General features: G+C 37.8%; 20 protein-coding genes and 2 riboswitches. Of the genes, 6 read left to right on the top strand and 14 right to left on the bottom strand.

Annotation, left to right across the window (positions count from 1 at the left end; all coding sequences use genetic code 11):
• Positions 1–210: 210 nt before the first annotated feature.
• From argF to MLD65_RS07810, 10 genes are all read right to left on the bottom strand, one after another.
• Entirely contained in the window at positions 211–1,161 is a 951-nt protein-coding gene (gene argF / locus MLD65_RS07855; protein WP_243291323.1) for an ornithine carbamoyltransferase, read from the bottom strand.
• Positions 1,161–4,232 carry a carbamoyl phosphate synthase large subunit gene (locus MLD65_RS07850; protein WP_243291322.1) on the bottom strand — a complete coding sequence of 1,024 codons (3,072 nt, stop codon included), beginning with the start codon at positions 4,230–4,232 and terminating at the stop codon, positions 1,161–1,163. The genes argF and MLD65_RS07850 overlap by 1 nt, the downstream gene beginning before the upstream one ends.
• Positions 4,225–5,292 carry a carbamoyl phosphate synthase small subunit gene (locus MLD65_RS07845; RefSeq protein WP_243291321.1) on the bottom strand — a complete coding sequence of 356 codons (1,068 nt, stop codon included), beginning with the start codon at positions 5,290–5,292 and terminating at the stop codon, positions 4,225–4,227. The genes MLD65_RS07850 and MLD65_RS07845 overlap by 8 nt, the downstream gene beginning before the upstream one ends.
• A gap of 100 nt (positions 5,293–5,392) precedes the next feature.
• Positions 5,393–6,547 carry an acetylornithine transaminase gene (locus tag MLD65_RS07840; protein WP_243291320.1) on the bottom strand — a complete coding sequence of 385 codons (1,155 nt, stop codon included), beginning with the start codon at positions 6,545–6,547 and terminating at the stop codon, positions 5,393–5,395.
• A complete protein-coding gene (gene argB / locus MLD65_RS07835; RefSeq protein WP_243291319.1) occupies positions 6,548–7,351 on the bottom strand; it encodes an acetylglutamate kinase in 804 nt (267 codons plus the stop codon).
• Complete coding sequence (gene argJ / locus MLD65_RS07830; protein WP_243291318.1) at positions 7,314–8,540, bottom strand: bifunctional ornithine acetyltransferase/N-acetylglutamate synthase; 1,227 nt, start codon at positions 8,538–8,540, stop codon at positions 7,314–7,316. Before argJ ends, argB begins: the two co-directional genes overlap by 38 nt.
• 22 nt (positions 8,541–8,562) lie before the next feature.
• Positions 8,563–9,600: an N-acetyl-gamma-glutamyl-phosphate reductase gene (gene argC, locus MLD65_RS07825; protein ID WP_243291317.1), complete on the bottom strand. Its 1,038-nt coding sequence runs from the start codon at positions 9,598–9,600 to the stop codon at positions 8,563–8,565.
• A gap of 619 nt (positions 9,601–10,219) precedes the next feature.
• Complete coding sequence (locus MLD65_RS07820) at positions 10,220–11,059, bottom strand: CAP domain-containing protein (protein ID WP_243291316.1); 840 nt, start codon at positions 11,057–11,059, stop codon at positions 10,220–10,222.
• Positions 11,060–11,233: 174 nt separating this feature from the next.
• Positions 11,234–11,542, bottom strand: a complete 309-nt coding sequence (locus tag MLD65_RS07815; protein WP_243291315.1) for a metal-sulfur cluster assembly factor — start codon at positions 11,540–11,542, stop codon at positions 11,234–11,236.
• Positions 11,543–11,576: 34 nt separating this feature from the next.
• The gene (locus tag MLD65_RS07810; RefSeq protein ID WP_243291314.1) at positions 11,577–12,383 is read right to left on the bottom strand and encodes an alpha/beta fold hydrolase; all 807 of its coding nucleotides are present in this window, start codon (positions 12,381–12,383) and stop codon (positions 11,577–11,579) included.
• A 186-nt stretch (positions 12,384–12,569) separates the two neighbouring features.
• On the opposite strand from MLD65_RS07810, the gene MLD65_RS07805 reads away from it, so the two are divergent.
• The 3 genes from MLD65_RS07805 to MLD65_RS07795 all read left to right on the top strand — a co-directional run bounded on the left by MLD65_RS07805 (position 12,570) and on the right by MLD65_RS07795 (position 13,860).
• Complete coding sequence (locus MLD65_RS07805; RefSeq protein ID WP_243291313.1) at positions 12,570–13,379, top strand: Cof-type HAD-IIB family hydrolase; 810 nt, start codon at positions 12,570–12,572, stop codon at positions 13,377–13,379.
• Between the two features lie 134 nt (positions 13,380–13,513).
• A complete protein-coding gene (locus MLD65_RS07800; RefSeq protein ID WP_243291312.1) occupies positions 13,514–13,663 on the top strand; it encodes a hypothetical protein in 150 nt (49 codons plus the stop codon).
• Positions 13,663–13,860: a DUF3813 domain-containing protein gene (locus tag MLD65_RS07795; protein WP_243291311.1), complete on the top strand. Its 198-nt coding sequence runs from the start codon at positions 13,663–13,665 to the stop codon at positions 13,858–13,860. The genes MLD65_RS07800 and MLD65_RS07795 overlap by 1 nt, the downstream gene beginning before the upstream one ends.
• 51 nt (positions 13,861–13,911) lie before the next feature.
• On the opposite strand, the gene MLD65_RS07790 is transcribed toward MLD65_RS07795, so the two are convergent.
• On the bottom strand, positions 13,912–14,652 hold the full coding sequence (locus tag MLD65_RS07790; RefSeq protein ID WP_243291310.1) for a BsuPI-related putative proteinase inhibitor: 741 nt from the start codon (positions 14,650–14,652) through the stop codon (positions 13,912–13,914).
• Between the two features lie 13 nt (positions 14,653–14,665).
• Positions 14,666–15,508: a YitT family protein gene (locus MLD65_RS07785; RefSeq protein WP_243291309.1), complete on the bottom strand. Its 843-nt coding sequence runs from the start codon at positions 15,506–15,508 to the stop codon at positions 14,666–14,668.
• A gap of 112 nt (positions 15,509–15,620) precedes the next feature.
• On the opposite strand from MLD65_RS07785, the gene MLD65_RS07780 reads away from it, so the two are divergent.
• Positions 15,621–16,478, top strand: a complete 858-nt coding sequence (locus MLD65_RS07780; RefSeq protein WP_243291308.1) for a DegV family protein — start codon at positions 15,621–15,623, stop codon at positions 16,476–16,478.
• 69 nt (positions 16,479–16,547) lie between these two features.
• Positions 16,548–16,679 (top strand): DUF3941 domain-containing protein, encoded by a 132-nt coding sequence (locus MLD65_RS07775; RefSeq protein WP_243291307.1) that lies wholly within the window; start codon positions 16,548–16,550, stop codon positions 16,677–16,679.
• A 152-nt stretch (positions 16,680–16,831) separates the two neighbouring features.
• Here MLD65_RS07775 and MLD65_RS07770 read toward each other — a convergent pair whose 3' ends face one another.
• Entirely contained in the window at positions 16,832–18,193 is a 1,362-nt protein-coding gene (locus MLD65_RS07770; RefSeq protein ID WP_243291306.1) for a PFL family protein, read from the bottom strand.
• A gap of 13 nt (positions 18,194–18,206) precedes the next feature.
• Complete coding sequence (locus MLD65_RS07765) at positions 18,207–18,476, bottom strand: ACT domain-containing protein (RefSeq protein WP_243291305.1); 270 nt, start codon at positions 18,474–18,476, stop codon at positions 18,207–18,209.
• Between the two features lie 107 nt (positions 18,477–18,583).
• Positions 18,584–18,660, bottom strand: a riboswitch (glycine riboswitch).
• A gap of 202 nt (positions 18,661–18,862) precedes the next feature.
• On the opposite strand from MLD65_RS07765, the gene MLD65_RS07760 reads away from it, so the two are divergent.
• Entirely contained in the window at positions 18,863–19,354 is a 492-nt protein-coding gene (locus MLD65_RS07760; protein ID WP_243291304.1) for a YajQ family cyclic di-GMP-binding protein, read from the top strand.
• Between the two features lie 164 nt (positions 19,355–19,518).
• Positions 19,519–19,678, top strand: a riboswitch (SAM riboswitch).
• The last annotated feature ends 51 nt before the right edge of the window (positions 19,679–19,729 follow it).

Genomic DNA, 19,729 nt, shown 5'->3' with positions numbered 1-19,729 from the left:
ATAGTACTAGGAAATAATTTAATTCTCGACTATGGAAAAATTCGTTCATAATGTTTTGCGTCTAGCTCCGGGCGTTATCGGCTAGCAAACTTCCCCTTTCATCCGTACGATAAGTCAACATCGACTCACCTACTCGCCCGAGTTTCCTTTATCTCTCACTTTATAGTACAGTTTGTACGCCACTTTAGCGAAGCTCTCGCGCTTTTGTTCTTAAACAAGAATTTCCTTTAATATCGCTTTTTGTGCGTGAAGGCGGTTTTCTGCTTGCTGAAAGACAGCCGATTGAGGGCCATCGATGACCGCTGCTGTCACTTCTTCCTCACGATGGGCAGGCAAGCAGTGAAGGAAATGGGCATCGCTTTTTGCCGCCTTCATTAATGATTCATTCACTTGATAAGGCTTAAAAATTTCTTTTCGCTTTTCTGCTTCTTCTTCTTGTCCCATGCTCGTCCAAACATCCGTATATATAATATCTGCCTCTTTTACAGCTTCTATTGGGTCATGCTCAACTTGAATGCATGCTCCGGTTTCTTTAGCGATTTCTTGTGCTTTTTGAACAATGTCTTCATTTGGCTCAAATCCAATAGGGGTTGCGATGGAAAAATTCATCCCCACTTTTGCGGCTCCAATCATAAGTGAATGGGCGACATTGTTACCATCGCCAACATAGGTAACGTTCACTCCTTTTACAGTCCCTTTTAGTTCCAAAATCGTTAACAAATCAGCCATAGCTTGACAAGGATGATAAATATCACAAAGCCCATTAATAACTGGGACTGATGCATAATTTGCTAATTCTTTCACGCGATCGTGACTTGTTGAACGAATTAAGATCGCATCAACATATGACGATAAAACTTTTGCCGTATCCGCAATAGTTTCACCACGACCGAGCTGAAGCTGATTTGCATTTAAATCAATCGCATGCCCTCCAAGCTGGAGCATACCGACTTCAAACGATACACGCGTTCTTGTCGATGATTTTTCAAATATCATGGCTAATGTTTTTCCTTGTAAAATCGAGGAATAAGGCTGTTTTTTTAACGTTAATGCTTCCTCTAATAAATATAAAATTTCTTCTGAAGAAAAAGGTAATAATGTTAATACATCTTTCCCTGTAAATGTATGTTTCACTTGTTCAATTTTAGTCGTTTCAATCATCACACACCCGCTCCTTTTTTGGCTAATTGTTGCAAGGAGATTGGAAAATAATCATCCGTTTGCAACCCTTTTATAAACGCTTGAAGTGTTTCAAATTCGGTAAATACCGTCACACCGCGCTCAATTGCTTTTTGACGCTTTTTTTCAGCTTCTTTCGTTGTATAAGGATTGAAATATACTTTCGCTTCATCTTTTTCAACCCATTTGTCAAACTCATGCTCGACTACTTGGAATCCTAATTGTGGAATTTCTCCCTGTTCACTCGCTTCAACATAAATGCTTTTTTCTTCTATCGGGAATAAATGTTCAAATACTTTTCGAATCGCTTCGGAAACCGTTTTACCGATACACATCCCTTCTCCTGTTGACTTCATTTCAGGTCCTAGCTTTAAATCAACATCTCCTAATGCATGTGATGAAAACACTGGAAACTTCACGGCTACTTGTTCTTGTAATGGATTCATCTCGAGATTAAAGTCGTTAATCGATGCTCCGCATAAGATTTCCGTCGCTTTTTCTACTAATGAAACACCTGTCAGCTTACTTATAATTGGAACGGTACGACTCGCTCGTGGGTTTACTTCTAATACAAAGATATCCTCATCATGTAGTAAAAATTGAATATTCATAATTCCTTTATAATGAAGCTTGCGAACAATTTCTTTTGCATAATAAATCATGTTTTCTTTTGCTATTTCAGAAACCGATTGAGATGGGAATAGGGCAAAACTATCTCCTGAATGAACCCCAGCTCGCTCGATATGTTCCATTACACCTGGGACAAACACATCTCGGCCATCTGCAATTAAATCAATCTCCACTTCTTTTCCGGTTACAAATTCATCGAGTAATAAAGGAAAATGATCTTCTTCCATATGTTCTAGTAAATCATTGAATTGCTCCTCGTTTTCAACTTTCACCATCCCTTTTCCCCCGATGACGTACGACGGTCGCAGTAAAATCGGAAAATGGAGTTGCTCCATTTGTTTGTACGCTTCTTCTTTCGATGATGCAATCGATCCGTCAATATGCGGGATATTCGCATCGTCTAATAATGTGTAAAATTTTTCGCGATCTTCTAGCTGATCGAGCCTATTTGCATTCATTTCTAGTAACGGAACATTCGCCTTTTCAAGCTGTTCAACTAAATTAATCGCCGTTTGTCCGCCGAATTGAGCAATCGTGATATCAATTTGTTCATTTTCAATGACATGTAAAATGTGTTCAACGGTTAATGGCTCAAAATATAAGCGATCAGCCGTTTCATAATCAGTACTAACGGTTTCCGGATTATTGTTAATCATGATCGCTTCATAGCCTAACTTTTGTAATGTATGAATACAGTGAACCGCACTATAATCAAACTCTACCCCTTGCCCAATGCGAATCGGGCCTGATCCGATAACGAGTGCTTTTTTCTTTTGTTTCAATATGGCTTCATTTTCACCTAAATAGGTTGAATAAAAGTAATTCGTTCTTGCCTCAAATTCAGCCGCACACGTATCAACCATTTTGAATACTGGCTTGATTCCCCATTGTTTTCTTAAACGACGAATTCGTTCTTCCGATTCGTTTTTCCAATAGGCAATGGATTGATCGGAAAATCCGTAACGTTTTAAAATTGAAAGAAAATTGGCGTCAAGATTTGTATGGATCAATTGTTTTTCTAATGAAATTAAATGTTCAAACACAGATAAGAAGTAATAATCAATTTTTGTTTTTTCATGAATACATTCGATTGTCATATTGCGACGAAGCAATTCAAGAATGATGAAGAATCGCTCATCCGTCGCTTCTGTTAATTGATTTAACAAACTAGACGTTTCAACTTTTTGTAATTTAGGTAAACATAACCCAACCGTATTTAGTTCTAACGAATCGACCGCTTTTTGCAGCGCCGCTTCCATCGTGCGCTCAATCGCCATTACTTCACCTGTTGCTTTCATTTTCGTGCCGAGTAAACGATCAGCCTTTGTAAATTTATCAAAAGGCCAGCGCGGAAATTTCACGACAACATAGTCCAAAGCAGGTTCGAAACTAGCAAAAGTAGACTGTGTAAGCGGGTTTTTCATTTCTTTTAATGTATAACCAATTGAAAGCTTTGCCGCCATTTTCGCAATCGGGTAGCCTGTTGCTTTTGAAGCGAGTGAAGAAGAGCGACTAACCCTTGGATTTACTTCAATGACGTAATATTGCTTACTTACAGGGTCAAGGGCGAATTGAATATTGCATCCACCAATCACTTCGAGTGCAGAAATGATTCTTAAAGCTGCACTCCTAAGCATATGGTATTCTTCATCGGTTAATGTTTGGGACGGTGCCACAACGATGGAATCGCCTGTATGAATCCCGACGGGGTCAATATTTTCCATATTACAGACTGTAATACACGTATTATCTTGATCTCGCATCACTTCATATTCGATCTCTTTGAAGCCTGCGATACTTTTTTCAACGAGCACTTGCCCGATTGGACTCATTTTTAATCCGTTTGCGACAATCGCTAGCAGTTCTTCTTTATGATAGGCAATGCCCCCACCTTTTCCTCCGAGTGTGTAGGCAGGTCGAACGATGATGGGGTACCCAATTTTCTCAGCAAATTGAATAGCATCATTTACATGTTCGACAATTTCACTTTCCGGAATCGGTTCATTTAATTCGTTCATAAGGTCACGAAACTTTTCACGGTCTTCCCCTTTTTGAATCGTTGCACTCGATGTTCCTAACAGCTTAACCCCGTATTTATCTAGAACTCCGCTTGTTTCTAGCTGTACCGCTAAATTTAATGCCGTCTGTCCGCCTAATGTTCCTAATATTCCATCCGGCTTCTCTTTTTGAATAATCTTTTCTAAACTTGAAACGGTTAGTGGTTCACAGTAAACAGCATCTGCAAACTTTGTATCGGTCATAATCGTTGCTGGATTGTTGTTTACTAAAACGACTTCTATTCCTTCTTCTTTTAGTGCTAGACAGCCTTGTGTTCCTGAATAGTCAAATTCTGCTGCCTGCCCTATGATAATCGGGCCAGACCCGATAACGAGAACTTTTTGAATCGATGAATCTTTAGGCATATACTTTCTCTCTCCCTACTGTGTTCAATACTTCTAAATATTCATCAAAAATGACGCCTGATTCCACCGGTCCTGGATTCGCTTCAGGATGGAATTGTACAGATAAGATTGGTAAATGTTGATGGACAACTCCCTCGATCGATTGGTCGTTTACATTTGTAAAGCGAACGTTTAACGGAAGCTGTGCTAAACTTTGTTCATCGACGACGAAACTATGATTTTGTGACGTCATAAATACGCGCCCTGTTTGATGATCGATAACAGGGTGGTTCGCCCCTCGATGACCGTATCGCAATTTTTTCGTATTTGCCCCGAATGCTAAGGCGATGAGTTGGTGTCCTAAACAAATGCCTAGCGTCGGATATGTTGTGATAAGCTCATGTATATTTTGTAAATAGGGCTCAAGTGATTTCGGATCACCCGGTCCATTAGATAACACGATTCCATCTGGATTCATTTTCTTGATCGTTTCCATTTGCCAAAACGGGACAACCGTCACTTTACATCCCCGTTTTACGAGAGAAGAGGCAATTGATTTTTTATAACCAAAATGAATAAGAGCAATATGCTTTGGGCCATCTCCAAACGTTTCAACTTTATTCTCTACGACATTTTCAACTTGGTTTGTTGCGAAAATCTTATTTACTTCAGCCGATTCTTCCGTTGTAATGACGGCCTTTTGTGTCCCTAATTCACGAATCGTTTTCACGACTTGACGTGTATCGACATTTGTTAATAAAGGGATACCCCATTTTTCTAAATACTCTTTTAAAGAATGTTTCGCTAAATAATGAGAATATTGCTCTGTTGCCTGTAACACGACAACCCCTTTTACTTGCGGTTGTTTGCTTTCAAAATCAACTTCATTGATTCCATAGTTCCCAATTAACGGGTACGTAAAGACAATGATTTGATCCTTGTAAGAAGGATCTGTCAACACTTCTTGATAGCCGGTCATTCCTGTATAAAAAACGACTTCCCCTTCACATTGGATTGGGGATTCGCTCACGATCTCCCCTTCAAATTTCGTCCCTTCAGATAGTAAGAGGTAACCCTTCACTGTTTAACACCCTCTCTCGTTGTGAATATTTATTTATAATAAAGTATAATTATTCAATTTATGGAGAATAAAATCCTTCTCAAAAGAGAAGGGAATAGTACTATTTTGCACTCACTAAAGCGTTCATTGTTGCTTGTATTAATGCAATTGCTTCATCGATTTCTTCAAACGTAACGGTTAAAGGCGGCAATAACCGAATGACATTTGGGCCAGCTGGCAACACTAACAGTCCACTTTTCCTTAATTGTGCAAGAACCGGCTGAACTTCTTCTATTAATTCAATGCCGATCATGAGACCAAGACCTTTTACTTGTTTAACAGATGGGTGCTCACTTAAAACTTCTTCTAGATTCTGTTTTAAGTAATCCCCTTTTTCCTCGACATCCTTTAAAAAGGACTCGTTGAAGACCTCTTCTATCGTAGCGAGTGAAGCCGCCATTGCCAATGGATTTCCCCCAAAGGTAGAGCCATGACTTCCAGCAGAAAAGGCTGCAATTAGTTTTTTCGTTCCAATCATCGCACCGACTGGAAACCCGCTCCCTAACCCTTTCGCCAATGTCACAATATCAGGATTCAGCTCAAAGTGTTCATAAGCAAAAGCTTTCCCTGTACGACCAATACCTGTTTGCACTTCATCAATAATGAACAATGCGTTCAGTTTTTTGCATTTCTTCTCAATGGCTTTCAGAAAATCGATGTTACCAGGTACAACCCCACCTTCACCTTGAACGACTTCAACCATAATGGCGGCAATCGCTTCATCATTTAACTGTTGAACTGCTCCTACGTCATTATACGGTAAGTAGGCAAATGTCGGTGCTAACGGTCCAAATCCGTCTTGTACTTTCTTTTGGCCAGTCGCTGACATGGTCGCATATGTCCGGCCATGAAACGATTGATAAAACGTTATGATTTTATGTTTACCCGTGTATTTTCTTGCAAGCTTGATAGCTGCTTCATTCGCTTCCGCACCACTATTCGCGAAAAAGACCGCATCCCCCATTGAATGATTGACGAGCTTTTCAGCGACTTTTTCTTGAAGCGGAATCGGAAATAAATTAGACACATGCCATACGTTATTTAATTGCTCTTTTACCGCTTCCATGACTTTTTTTGGACGATGGCCGAGATTACATACAGCAATTCCGGAAATAAAGTCGAGATAACGTTTCCCTTCTTTATCATATACGTAAGATCCATCAGCTTTTTCAATCTCGATATTTAAGCGGGCATAAGTAGGAAACAAATAACTCATTTACATCACAACCTTTTCATTTCTCACAATTTTCGTCCCGACAATCGCTCCATTTTGGATAATTTCCGTATGCCCATTAACAATCATTGCCTCTTTTAGTCGATCGGATAAAACGGATAGAGCCGATGTTACTTTCGGAATCATTCCCCCGTAAATCGTGCCATCTTGTATAAGCTCTTCAATCATCGATTTTGTTGCTTCTTCCATTAATTTCCCTTCTTTTAAAACACCTGGAACATCTGTGACAAAAATCAGTTTTTCAGCATTCATTTTTTCTGCAACGGCTGATGCACATATATCTGCATTAATGTTTAACGTTTGCCCATCATTTGTTTTTCCTAACGGTGCGACAACCGGAATAAAAGATAAATCAAGTAAAGCTTGAAGTAGTTGTTCGTTTACCGCTTCTACTTTTCCGACAAGCCCCAGTGTTGACTCATCGATAAAGGATGCCGTTATAAAATCACTGCCTGATAATCCAATTGTTTGGAGATGATGCCGCTGTAGCTTTCCTGTTAAAAATTTATTCATTTTTCCTGCTAACACCATCTCCACTACTTCTAACACGTCAGGAGTTGTTTTTCTTTGACCGTTAATAAATTCACTTTTAACGTCTAACCTCTCAAGCATGGCGTTAATGGCTGGACCTCCGCCATGGACAAATATGAGATTATTTGTTTTCAATAACTCTTTCACACTATGAATAAATGAATCAGTTAACTCATGAAGCATACTGCCGCCAAGCTTCATCACAAGAAGAGGCTTTTTATGTGCGGTAGCTTGCGTTAATTTTGACGTAGTCATACGTTAAATCACATCCCCATGCTTTCCCATTTTCCGTACCGTCTTTTAAATTGACCGTAATCGTCACTGTTTCATTTTCTAAATAGTTCTTCGCTTCTTCCTCAGAGAAAGGTTGTGGAACCCCCTCTTTAAACATTAAATATGGGCCGATAAAAATTTCTACATGAGCTGGATTTATATCTGCCTGACTATAACCGACCGCACAAATGATTCTTCCCCAATTCACATCCGTCCCATAAATAGCTGTTTTAACGAGTGAAGATCCGACGATTTGCTTTGCAATGACATTCGCAGCTTCTTTTGACTTCGCACCATTTACATTGACTTCTACTAGTTTTGTCGCCCCTTCACCATCACGAGCAATTTGTTTTGCTAAATCTTCGCAAACTTCCTTTAATCCTTCTTTAAATAAACCCCAATCAGGATGTTCTTCTGTTAACGGTTGATGACCCGCTTCGCCATTGGCTAATACGAGAACCATATCATTTGTAGATGTATCCCCATCAACTGTAATTTGATTAAACGTTTTGTCCGTTACCTCTTTCAATGCTTTTTGTAATAACGGTGATGGGATATTTGCATCTGTTGTGACAAAGGCAAGCATTGTCGCCATATTCGGATGAATCATTCCAGATCCTTTTGCTGCACCGCCGATGAGAACTTTCTTCCCCTCAATTTCGATTTCATAACAAGAACTTTTTTGAAACGTATCTGTAGTTAAAATCGCTTCTTGAAACTGTGCTGCTCCCTCATATGTTGACGTAAATTGAACGTGTTCAATTCCGTATTTAATTTTATCCATTTTTAAAAATTCTCCGATAACGCCTGTGGAAGCAACCGCAATAAGGTTTTCTTCCATGTTTAAACGCTTTGCAACAAGGTAACGCATTTCATATGCATCTTGAAGTCCCTGTTCTCCTGTACAGGCATTGGCATTCGCACTATTGACAACCACCGCTTGTAATTTGTTACTTTTTTCGATACTTTCTTGCGTCACTTTTAAAGGTGCGGCTTGAAAATGGTTTTGTGTATAAACAGCGGCACAAGATGCAGGCTTTTCACTGACTATAACTCCAACATCTTTTTTCGAGAATCGTAATCCTGCATGAATTCCTCCTGCGAAGAAACCTTTTGGTGAAATAATCGTTCCATTTTCTACTTTTTGCAGCAGTTTTTCTGCTGTTTTCATCTACAAGTCCCCCTTTACTGCTTTACGGATAAACCGGAAGCATTGTTAACGCTGTCGTCTCCTCAAATCCGTGTATTAAATTAAAATTTTGAACGGCCTGCCCTGCAGCACCTTTCATTAAATTATCAATGACCGATACAATCGTTAATCGATTTGTCCGTGAATCCAGTTTTAAGGAGATATCACAATAATTCGAGCCGTAAACATCTTTCGTATTTGGAAAAGAACCATCTTTTCGAAACCTTACAAACGGATTCGTTTCATAAAACGCTTCATATAAATCAACTAACCTATTATTTTCCCAATCTTCTAATAATTCTACATAAATGGTCGCCATAATGCCTCTTGTCATCGGGACAAGATGAGTACTAAAAGTAATAGAGCCTATTTTTTCATCCCACTCATGAAGGTTTTGCTCAATCTCTGGGATGTGTTGATGTTCATGAACTTTATAAATTTTTAAATTATCTTGCAATTCGACAAAGCTTGTTGCTAAAGATGGCTTTCTACCTGCACCCGATACACCTGACTTCGCATCAATAATAATCGATCCTTGTTTTACCACTTTCTCTTTTACAATTGGAGCTAACCCGAGTAATGTTGCCGTTGGATAGCACCCTGGGTTCGCAATGACTTTTGCTCCTTTCACCTTGTCATGATTGATTTCCGATAGCCCATATACCGCTTCCTCTAAAAACGATACAGGCGCAGCTGTTTTTTGGTACCATGATTCATATTCGCTAGGATCTTTTAGCCTTAAATCTCCTGATAAATCAATAATTTTTAACCCATCTTCATAAATTTGCGGTGTTAATTGAGCAGATATTCCTGAAGGTGTTGCTAAAAAAATGACATCATTATCCATTTTTACTTGTTCATGATCAATTGGCTGCAATTCAGCAGTACGAATATGTTGTAAATGTGGATACACATTTTTGTACAACTTTTTTTCATCCGATGATGTATATAAATTGCATGATGTGATTGCAGGATGATTCGCTAAAACACGATACAACTCAACTCCACCGTATCCTGTAACACCGATAATACCTACTTTCAAATCGTATCACCTACATTAATTTTTTTAAATTAGTTACCATTATAATACCGCATAAAAATAAAATCAATTGTATATTTATAAAAATTCATTTTAAATTTCGGAGGATAAATTGTGAGGTTCGTTCAAAAAACACGGATCCAGAAGTCATATAGGCGATATTTATCGTTGTCAATGAATTGGTTTGGTTATATTTTGCCCTATTTGTAATTAATGTGACTACAATGTTCATTTAGTAAAAAATAGCTGAACGAAAACACTCGTGTTACAAGTAAGATATAGCTTTCCTTATGTGTAAGCGCTAACGAGATATTAAATGAAGGTTTCTTCGTGAAAATGATGGTACTTTTAGACGAAAACATCCCTTTCGATCCAAAAGGAGGAGCATTAATCTGGTATTTGCACTAAAACAGCTATTAATTGCACGAGTTCGGACTACTTTTGCACGAGAATTGAAGTTATTTGCACGAAATTCAATTTTATTGCACATAATATATCCTTTTTGCATCACAAATTCATTTATTGAACAAAAAATCCCTTAATTGCACTTCAGATACTAAATTTTAACTATAACCCGAATATTTTGAAATAAAAAGAAGGAAGTCAACAAAGTTGACCCCCTCTATCTTCCGATAAACATTTGCGTCCAATGGTTCCCACCTGACTCATACCCTACACCAATATGCGTGAACTGCTGACTTAATATATTTTTTCGATGACCAGGACTATTCATCCATGCATTCACCACTTCTTGTGGCGTTCGTTGACCTTGAGCAATATTTTCACCTGCTGTTTTATAAGAAATACCAAAGTCTCTCATCATATCAAACGGGGATCCATACGTTGGACTTGTATGTGAAAAATAATTGTTTTTCTGCATATCTTCTGATTTCTTTTGTGCTACATTGCTAAGTGCAGCATCTGCTTTTAATGCTGGCAAACCAGCGTTTGCTCTTTCTTTATTTGTTAAGTCGATAACTTGTTGAGCATATTGACTAATTCCCTTAGGAGCCTCCGCTTTCTTTTGCTCCTGTGCTGGTGCTTGTTGCTCTTGCTTAGGGACTGGTTTCGGCTGTTGAGCCTGCTGACCTTGTTTTGGCACTGGCTTAGCTTGTTGTGCTTGCTGACCTTGTTTTGGCACTGGCTTAGCTTGTTGTGCTTGCTGACCTTGTTTTGGTATTTGCTTATACTGATCTAGCTGCTTGTTTAATTCTTCTTGAATTTTAGCTTGTAAATCAGCTGCTTCCTTAGGGTCTATTTGGACAAATTTATACTTTGCATCTTGTACTAATATCGCTTTTGTATGTGGATATTGATTACTTGATAAAGATGTTTGTGAAGCAGAAATGTCCATATCATCATTGTTTATATTTTGATTATGATTATCTTCATTTACGTTGCACGCGACAAGTCCAAATACGACGGAAAACATCGCAAGAACGCCAATCATTTTCTTTATCAAATTTCTACACCTCCTAATATCTTCTACACCTTTAGTTTCTTTATTTTTCAAGAAAGTAATGGTGGTAATTACTGTGATAACTGGGAAGAGATGTTGGGAGTTATGTAAAGAGGTGGAGGTCACATAAGGAATGGGTGGGTGCTAAAAAACAGCGGTCACAGCCGCTGTTTTCCATTATGAAATACCTAATGCGATTTTTGCGTATCGGGACATACGGTCTTTCGTCCATGGTGGATTCCAAACGATGTTGACATCTACGTCTTTGATTTCAGGAATTCCATTTAAAGATGCTTTCACTTGCTCAACAATTGTACCGGCTAGCGGGCAACCCATTGACGTTAATGTCATCGTCACTTTACATGTGCCCTCTTCATCTAATTCAACATCATAAACGAGTCCAAGGTTTACGATATCGATGCCTAGTTCAGGGTCGACCACTTGTTCAAGGGCTCCCATAATATTTTCTTTTAAAGCTTCATCCATTGTGGACACTCCTTTATACGTCATTACTATTTCATTATAACGAAGAATGAACGGTATTTCGAATTTTCTGTTGCAAGTGCTTTTCAAACCAATCAACCGTTAGTAATACACCTTTTCTCGATACTTTATGACCCGCATGCTCATCGACTTCAAAATGTAAAAGTTCAGGATTTTCGGTATAAAGTGACTTAATTTCTTCATAAAATTGAAAAGTAGGCGCAAATGGGACAATGCTATCTTTTTTACCGTGCCAAAAAAGCAATGGTCGATTCGCCAATTTTTCTTTTTGTAAAGATAAATCGCAGTTTTGTAATCGATTCAATTGCTCCTTTAATTGTTCTTCATTAAATGGAATGCTGACACCTTCCCTTTTGAAATATTCAACTTGTGTGTTGACAAACTTTTGATAAGAAGGGCAGCCCATTAAGCTAACTGCTGCTTTAATCCAAGAATATTGTGTTAATGCACCTAATGTGATAATGCCACCCATTGATGTACCAACTACCCCAATTCTCTCTTCATCTACGATTTCACGCTTTACAAAATGCTCTTTAATTGTGTTGATTTCACCAATTGTATGAAGGACAATGTCCCAAAACTTAAATTGTAAATCCTTTATTGAAATAGCTTGTGAACGTTCACCATGGTATTGAGCATCTGGTAAAACGACTCGAAATCCTTTTTCCGCTAGTAAATAAGCATAGTGCAGGTTATGCTCCTTTGCACTTGTATACCCATGTATAAAAAGGATGAAAGGAAGACACGTATTTTCTTTGCTTTGTTCGAATACGTGAAGGACGGGGATTTCGTTTATATACTCATGATTTATTGTGACTTTCATTGTTTGACTCCTCTCATTACTTTGCTTTAATGTAAGTGTATCATGAAAGTGAAAAATATGGAAAAAAGTCGTTTATTTTCACAATGATTTTTCATTTGTGATTTTTACGAATTATTTTTACAATAGTAGTATATGATTTTTTTTAAGGACATGTACAGAAAAATAACTTGCTATTGGGGAGAGATTATGAGCGATCAACAACATTTAATTGCGATTGATTTAGATGGAACACTTTTGAAAGATAATAAAACCATTTCACCTTATTCCAAAAAAATTATTGAGAAGGTAAAAGCTCAAGGTCATATTGTATGTATTGCAACAGGTAGACCATTTCGTTCCAGTGATGTTTATTATTATGAATTGGACTTACATACACCCATTGTGAATTTTAACGGTGCATTTGTCCACCACCCGAAGGATGACTCATGGGGTACTTATCATACAACTTTGGAATTAGATGTTGTAAAAGAAATCGTTGAAGTGGCAGAAAAACACGATGTTCATAATATTTTAGCCGAAGTATTAGATGCTGTGTATTTCCATTATCATGATGAAAAACTACTCGATATTTTTAGTATGGGAAATCCAGTAGTAAATATTGGCGACTTAAAAAATATTCTTCAAAAAGAGGTAACAAGTATTTTAATTCATTCTGATGAAGAAAATGTCGATAAAATCCGTGACTACTTAAGTGATGTTCATGCGAATGTCGTAGACCATAGACGATGGGCAGCACCTTGGCACGTAATTGAAATTATTAAATCAGGCATTCATAAAGCCGTAGGGTTACAAAAAATTGCCGCTTATTATAACATTCCTCAAGAAAGAATTATGGCATTTGGAGACGAAGATAATGATATCGAAATGATCCAATACGCTGGCTGTGGTGTTGCAATGGGAAATGCTATTCCCCAAATCAAAGCGATTGCCAATAAAGAAACAACAACGAATGAAGAAGATGGCGTTGCGCGGTTCCTTGAAAAATACTTCCTGTAACCAATTGAATGTTCTCGAATGAACAGCAAAGTAGCCTTTGCAAACATTGCCACCCATAACTTTCTTTTTCATACATACACTATGTGTGACGCTAATTTAGCGTTAACTTGAATGAAGACATGGGGGGAATCGCGATGGGTAAAAGTAATAAGTCGAAACGATTTGTTCAACAAGGTAAAGATACCATTAATAAGCATGCGGAAAGGTTCCCTTACAAAATGACCTATGCTGAAGCTGAGCGAAAAGAAGAAGAAGCAGAAGATATTACACAGGGGGGCTTTTAATGGGGAATCGGCTTTTTAAAGAAGCCCGGCAATTTGTGCAAGAGGCGGAAAGAATCGCTTCTGGAGAAATGAACGGTCATCTACAAGAAGCAATTGCAAAGGCTCAAAATGCGTTAACTTCTGCATACGCTAACTCAACAACAGCAGAGAAAATTCAACTTTCCGAGTTCCAACAAACGTTGGACCAAATCAAATAAAGTGAAACAAACATGCCGATGGATCAATCCATTGGCATGTTTTTTAATTCATTAATCAACCTTTAACGGAAAAATATACGGTTCATCTGATTCTTTACTATATAATAATAAGATAATGGCTCGCTCTGATGATAGATCCTTTTTATTCAGCTTCATTGCAAATGAAGTCCATTCATTTTCTTTTGTTATGTCTACTTCCCCTTTAGCCAGCTCGTCATGACCATCTTCGACAACATACTTTATGACGTTTCCAGAAGTCTTTACTTTTCCGGTTACAATGAAAAGCTCATCATTTTCTTTAACGACTACATCTTTAATGGATGGATGAGCGCTTGGAACTGTGAATTTTTCCTTTGTGACGAATTGTTTCGGAACGTCTTTTGCATTCCCTTTCCAAATCGCCTTTACGGTATATTTTCCTGGTGGTACCCTTTGTCCATCTTTCATATAGTTCCACGATTCTGTCCACGTACGATAATCAGAAGGATTAATCGTTTCATAATGGATTGCTTGTGTGAACATTTTACCATTTGAATAACGATAAACATCGTCGCCTTCTTCATTTGTGACGATGATTTCATACAATTGACTCGAAGGAAATTCAAATGTTATTTCTTGATCTGTTTTGTTTTTCATGGTTAAATCGAATCGTACTTCTTCTGTTGCTTCCATTGCGTCAACTAGAAATTGTACCGAAGCCTCTTTTTCATGAATCGTGCCTTCTTGACGTTCATTTCCTACACTACAAGCCGTTAAACATAAGGCAACGAAAAGTGCAGAAAGCTTTTTCATCCATACACCTCTCTTAGTCTTTTCGGAAGAAGCCAAAAATTCCTGTAGTTTGCACAATATTGGTGAATGCTTTCGGATCCACTTCCTTAATGATTTTCTCGATATCATATAGTTCATAACGTGTAATAACGATAATCATCATTTCTTTTGCTTCATTTGTAAAAGCGCCTTTTGCCGGTACTGTTGTAATTCCTCGTACAAGTTTTGCATGAATGGCTTTTTTGAGCTCCTCTCCTTTTTTTGTAATTATCATCACGGTTAGTTTTTCATGTCTTGTATGGATGGCGTCTATCACTCGAGTGGATACATATAAAGCAACAAGTGTATAAAGCGCTTTTTCCCACCCATACAATAAACCTGCTGTTAATATAATTATAGCGTTTAACGTAAAAAAGTATGTCCCAACAGGTTTATCATTCATGCGCGAAAGAACCATGGCGATAATGTCTAAACCTCCAGTCGAAGCCCCCCACTTTAACGTTAATCCGACCCCAATCGCTGCAATCACACCACCAAAAGCAGCATTTAGTAATATATCATTAGAAAGTGATTGAAGAGGAATGACGGATAAAAAAATAGTCGTTGCGGCAACACTTATAAAACTATACAATGTGAACGATTTCCCTACCTTCATCCAGCCTAATATGGTGACAGGGATATTAAGAAGGAACAAAATGACTCCTGTCGAAATATATAAAGGAGTATATTGTTCTAAAATATTGGATAAAAGTTGCGCTACTCCTGTAAATCCTGAAGCATATACATTTGCTGGTATTAAAAATAAGTTTAGTGCAACGGCATTTAATAATGCCCCGAAAAGAACGATGATGCTTTTTTTTATTTGCTCTTTTAACACGTAAAAGACCTCCTTTTGATTCATTTTTTTCAAGCGATACCTTGCTTCATTTATCAAGCAGACATAAACTAAAAGTAATTCGGAATTATTTTTATTAAAGAAGGTGTAAAACATGAATGTACATATTTTAGCTGACAGTGGTTGTGATTTGCCACTTTCTTTCTTTAACCATGAAAACACATCATTTATCCCTTTGCGCGTTCAAATCGAAAACAATGACTACGAAGATTTAAAAGAAATAAACCCAACAGATGTTTATAACTATATGCGAGAAGGAAATGTCGCGAAAACGTCTCAAGCATCCCCAGAAGAAATCTTGAAAATTTTCACACAGCTAGCTGAACAAAACAAACCGAGCCTATACCTTGCTTTTTCTTCAGAACTATCTGGAACATATCAAACAGCTGAGATGTTAAAACAGCAAGTATTAGAAGATTATCCAAATTTCCAATTGGAAATTATTGACTCTAAATGTGCTTCTCTCGGACTCGGTTTAGCCGTCAAACACGCGCTTACATTATCTGATAACGGAAATACATTACAAGAAATTGTTGCTTCTGTAAAGGATTTTTGTGAACATATGGAGCATCTTTTTACAGTAGACGAATTAGACTATTTAGCAAGAGGCGGTCGTATTAGTAAAGCTCAAGCATTTGTCGGGGGTTTATTAAATATTAAACCGCTATTACATGTTGAAGCGGGTCGCCTTGTTCCGTTAGAAAAAATTCGAGGTAAAAAGAAGCTATATCGCAGGATTTTACAATTATTAGAAGAACGAGGTTGCGATATAAATAACCAAGTCATCGCCATTAGTCACGGTGATTCAATAGAAGCTGCCGAGGAATTGAAAGAAATGATTGAAGAACGCTTTAAACCGAAAGGAGTATACATAAATGTTATTGGCGCAGCAATCGGTGCTCATTCTGGTCCCGGCACACTCGCTCTTTTCTTTTTAAATAAACAAGTTTAACGATCCTATACATGTTAGCTTTGCCTAGAGGATAAAATATGGCTAAACGGTTAGAAAGGAGCCATTTTCATGCCACATACGAGCGATAATGATAAAAAGGCAAAAGATAATAATGCAAAGCAGTTTATTGAAAATGTTAAACGTGGAGAAAACCGTAAAAAAGGGAAAGACCAATATTCGAAAAAAACGGATCATTTGTAAAAAAAGTGGGGTTGTCTGAAAAGTAGTATTTATGCCCCGAAATCGTAAAAAGGAAAACCCAAAGAATGTTGATTTTCCAGCATTCTTTGGGTCTTCATTTTGGATTATTTTATCCTAATATAGCTTTTAGACAGTTCCCTTTTTCATCTTCTTTAGTTAATCAATGACTGAAGCGGTGCAGGTATACGGCCTCCTCTTTTTATTAATTTTTCAGATGAGAATGGATTTACGGCCATAATCGGTGCTCGTCCTAACAATCCACCGAACTCCACCATCTCACCTTCTGATTTCCCCGGTACAGGTATAACGCGCACCGCTGTTGTTTTTTTATTAATCATACCGATGGCAGCTTCATCGGCGATAATAGCAGATAACGTGCTTGAAGTTGTATCACCTGGTAAGGCAATCATGTCTAATCCGACTGAGCATACACAAGTTATCGCTTCGAGTTTAGATAAGTTTAATGCCCCTTCTTTCGCCGCACGAATCATCCCATTATCTTCACTAACAGGAATAAAAGCACCACTTAATCCTCCTACATACGAGCTCGCCATTGCCCCGCCTTTTTTTACCGCATCATTCATTAGTGCTAATGCGGCAATCGTTCCATGTGTTCCGCACCGTTCAAGGCCAATTTCTTCAAGAATTTCCGCAACACTATCCCCTGTTGCATTTGTCGGAGCTAGCGATAAATCCATGATGCCGAATGGTACATTCATTCTTTCAGCGACAACACGCCCCATTAATTCTCCTGCACGTGTGATTTTAAAAACCGTTTTTTTAATAATATTCGACACTTCACCTAAATCGGCCTCAGGATAACGTTTTAAAGCGTTTAATACGACACCTGGCCCGCTAACACCAACGCTTAACACCGCTTCTCCTTCACCAGCTCCGTGAAAAGCACCAGCCATAAATGGATTATCTTCAACTGGATTACAAAACACAACAAGCTTTGCACAAGCAAGTCCATTTCGGTCTGCTGTCAACTCCGCAGCCTTTTTCATTACTTTCCCCATCATTTCTACAGCATCCATATTAATACCCGTTCGCGTTGTCGCAACAGATACTGACGCACAAACTCGTTCGGTCTCAGAAAGAGCTTCAGGAAGTGATTCAATTAACGTTTGATCACTTTTCGATATCCCTTTATGAACGAGGGCGGAAAATCCACCGATAAAATCAACCCCTAAGTCAAAAGCAGCTTGATCTAATGTTTTCGCTAATTCAACCGCCTCTTCTTTTGAATGACTTCCTAATATTTCTGCAATTGGCGTTATTGAGATGCGCTTATTAATAATTGGAATTCCAAATTCTTTTTCCACTTCTTCTGCAACCGTTGTTAAACCGTTCGCATAAGTTGTAATCTTTTTGTAAACACGTTCCTTTAATTTATTAAAATCAGAATCGGCACAATCCCTTAAATTAATTCCCATCGTTACCGTTCGAATATCTAAATTTTCCATTTGCACCATTCGGATCGTTTCCATCATTTCTGTCAAGGCAATCGTCATGTTTATCCCCTCCTTATACACGATGCATAGCCTGAAAGATTTCTTCAAGCTGCACATTTATCTTTAATCCGATATCCTCACCTAATTCATTGAGGTCATTTCGGACTTTATCAATATTGCAAGATGTAACATCAACAATCATCATCATCGTAAAAAAGTCCTGTAAAATCGTTTGGCTAATATCTAAAATATTCATTTCGTGATGCGATAGAATGCTTGTTACTTTTGCAATAATTCCTATTTGGTCTTTTCCTACAACACTTACAACTGCTTTTCTCTCCATTTTCATCTCTCCTATGATGTATTGTAAAAAGAAAAAAGGTTGGACAATGTCATCGTCCAACCTCGAGCAAACAGGATAAAAATATGTATGCAAAAAGAAGCATACGCTTTTTATCTTCTGTCCGTTTGCCTGAGATTGTGAACCCTTCGGCGCCGCTTTATGCGGACTCTCCAGAAGCTGCTCCTGCTATAGTACTACCCACAGCAATCATCGCAAAGATATGAAGTTTAAGAATGGTAGAATTATAGCATATTATCCGGATCACATGCTATTAAAAATTTTATTATTTTATGAGCCAAATATCTGAAATATTTTCAAAAAGTTGTTTATCCCTTTACAGTTGTCTATAATCAAAGTAATGAGAAACAATCATTGAGGAGGATACGATGGCGAAAGATAGTTCATTTGATATTGTTTCAAAGGTTGATTTAACTGAGGTTGTCAATGCAATTAACATCGCAAAAAAAGAAATCCAAAACCGTTATGATTTTAAAGGCTCAAAAAGTGATATTTCTCTTGACCATGAGGAACTCGTGTTAACTTCAGACGATGAATTTAAATTGAATCAGTTAAAAGATGTACTAATTAGCAAAATGATAAAACGTGGCGTTGCGACAAAAAATATTCAGTACGGGAAAATCGAAAATGCAGCTGGTGGCACCGTTCGTCAACGTGCAGAACTCGTTAATGGAATTGATAAAGACAATGCAAAAAAGATTAATACGCTTATTAAAAACTCTGGACTAAAGGTAAAAAGCCAAATTCAGGATGATCAAATTCGTGTAAGCGGAAAAAGTAAAGATGACTTACAAAAAATTATGGCAACGATTCGTGAAGCCGATTTGCCGATTGATGTCCAATTTATTAACTTTCGATAATTTCTATATTTTTTCCGATACCGAAAAGGCAAGTGTAACTATCACTTGCCTTTTTATTTTGTAAACAATTCATATAAAATTACTATTGATTATTTTTTTAATTTTAGGTAAATTAGGATTAATACTTTTTTCGTTGTGAATATTTCAAATTTAATAAGATGACATTCTTATCAAGAGAAGCTGAGGGATCTGGCCCTATGAAGCTTCAGCAACCGGACACACTGCACCCCTTATTTTTGAAAGGGGTACAATTCATTTCAACTACCCAACCTTGTCCAAGGTGCTAAATCCAGCGAAGCGTTTGTCACGCTCGGGAGATAAGAAGAAGATGGAAACGCTCAAAGTCTTCTTCTTTAGAAGACTTTTTTTATTTTT

Origin of the sequence: Bacillus sp. FJAT-47783, from assembly GCF_022808615.1 — a bacterium.
GTDB lineage: Bacteria > Bacillota > Bacilli > Bacillales > Aeribacillaceae > Bacillus_BZ.
The sequence above is the reverse complement of the archived record's forward strand: the minus strand, read 5'-3'. Positions and strand labels throughout refer to the sequence as shown.

Coding starts and splice junctions, on each gene's coding strand:
- argF (WP_243291323.1), bottom strand. CDS start 1,161: ATGATTGAAACGACTAAAATTGAACAAGTGAAACATACATTTACAGGG.
- MLD65_RS07850 (WP_243291322.1), bottom strand. CDS start 4,232: ATGCCTAAAGATTCATCGATTCAAAAAGTTCTCGTTATCGGGTCTGGC.
- MLD65_RS07840 (WP_243291320.1), bottom strand. CDS start 6,547: ATGAGTTATTTGTTTCCTACTTATGCCCGCTTAAATATCGAGATTGAA.
- argB (WP_243291319.1), bottom strand. CDS start 7,351: ATGACTACGTCAAAATTAACGCAAGCTACCGCACATAAAAAGCCTCTT.
- argJ (WP_243291318.1), bottom strand. CDS start 8,540: ATGAAAACAGCAGAAAAACTGCTGCAAAAAGTAGAAAATGGAACGATT.
- MLD65_RS07815 (WP_243291315.1), bottom strand. CDS start 11,542: ATGGATGAAGCTTTAAAAGAAAATATTATGGGAGCCCTTGAACAAGTG.
- MLD65_RS07810 (WP_243291314.1), bottom strand. CDS start 12,383: ATGAAAGTCACAATAAATCATGAGTATATAAACGAAATCCCCGTCCTT.
- MLD65_RS07805 (WP_243291313.1), top strand. CDS start 12,570: ATGAGCGATCAACAACATTTAATTGCGATTGATTTAGATGGAACACTT.
- MLD65_RS07800 (WP_243291312.1), top strand. CDS start 13,514: ATGGGTAAAAGTAATAAGTCGAAACGATTTGTTCAACAAGGTAAAGAT.
- MLD65_RS07795 (WP_243291311.1), top strand. CDS start 13,663: ATGGGGAATCGGCTTTTTAAAGAAGCCCGGCAATTTGTGCAAGAGGCG.
- MLD65_RS07790 (WP_243291310.1), bottom strand. CDS start 14,652: ATGAAAAAGCTTTCTGCACTTTTCGTTGCCTTATGTTTAACGGCTTGT.
- MLD65_RS07780 (WP_243291308.1), top strand. CDS start 15,621: ATGAATGTACATATTTTAGCTGACAGTGGTTGTGATTTGCCACTTTCT.
- MLD65_RS07775 (WP_243291307.1), top strand. CDS start 16,548: ATGCCACATACGAGCGATAATGATAAAAAGGCAAAAGATAATAATGCA.
- MLD65_RS07770 (WP_243291306.1), bottom strand. CDS start 18,193: ATGACGATTGCCTTGACAGAAATGATGGAAACGATCCGAATGGTGCAA.
- MLD65_RS07765 (WP_243291305.1), bottom strand. CDS start 18,476: ATGGAGAGAAAAGCAGTTGTAAGTGTTGTAGGAAAAGACCAAATAGGA.
- MLD65_RS07760 (WP_243291304.1), top strand. CDS start 18,863: ATGGCGAAAGATAGTTCATTTGATATTGTTTCAAAGGTTGATTTAACT.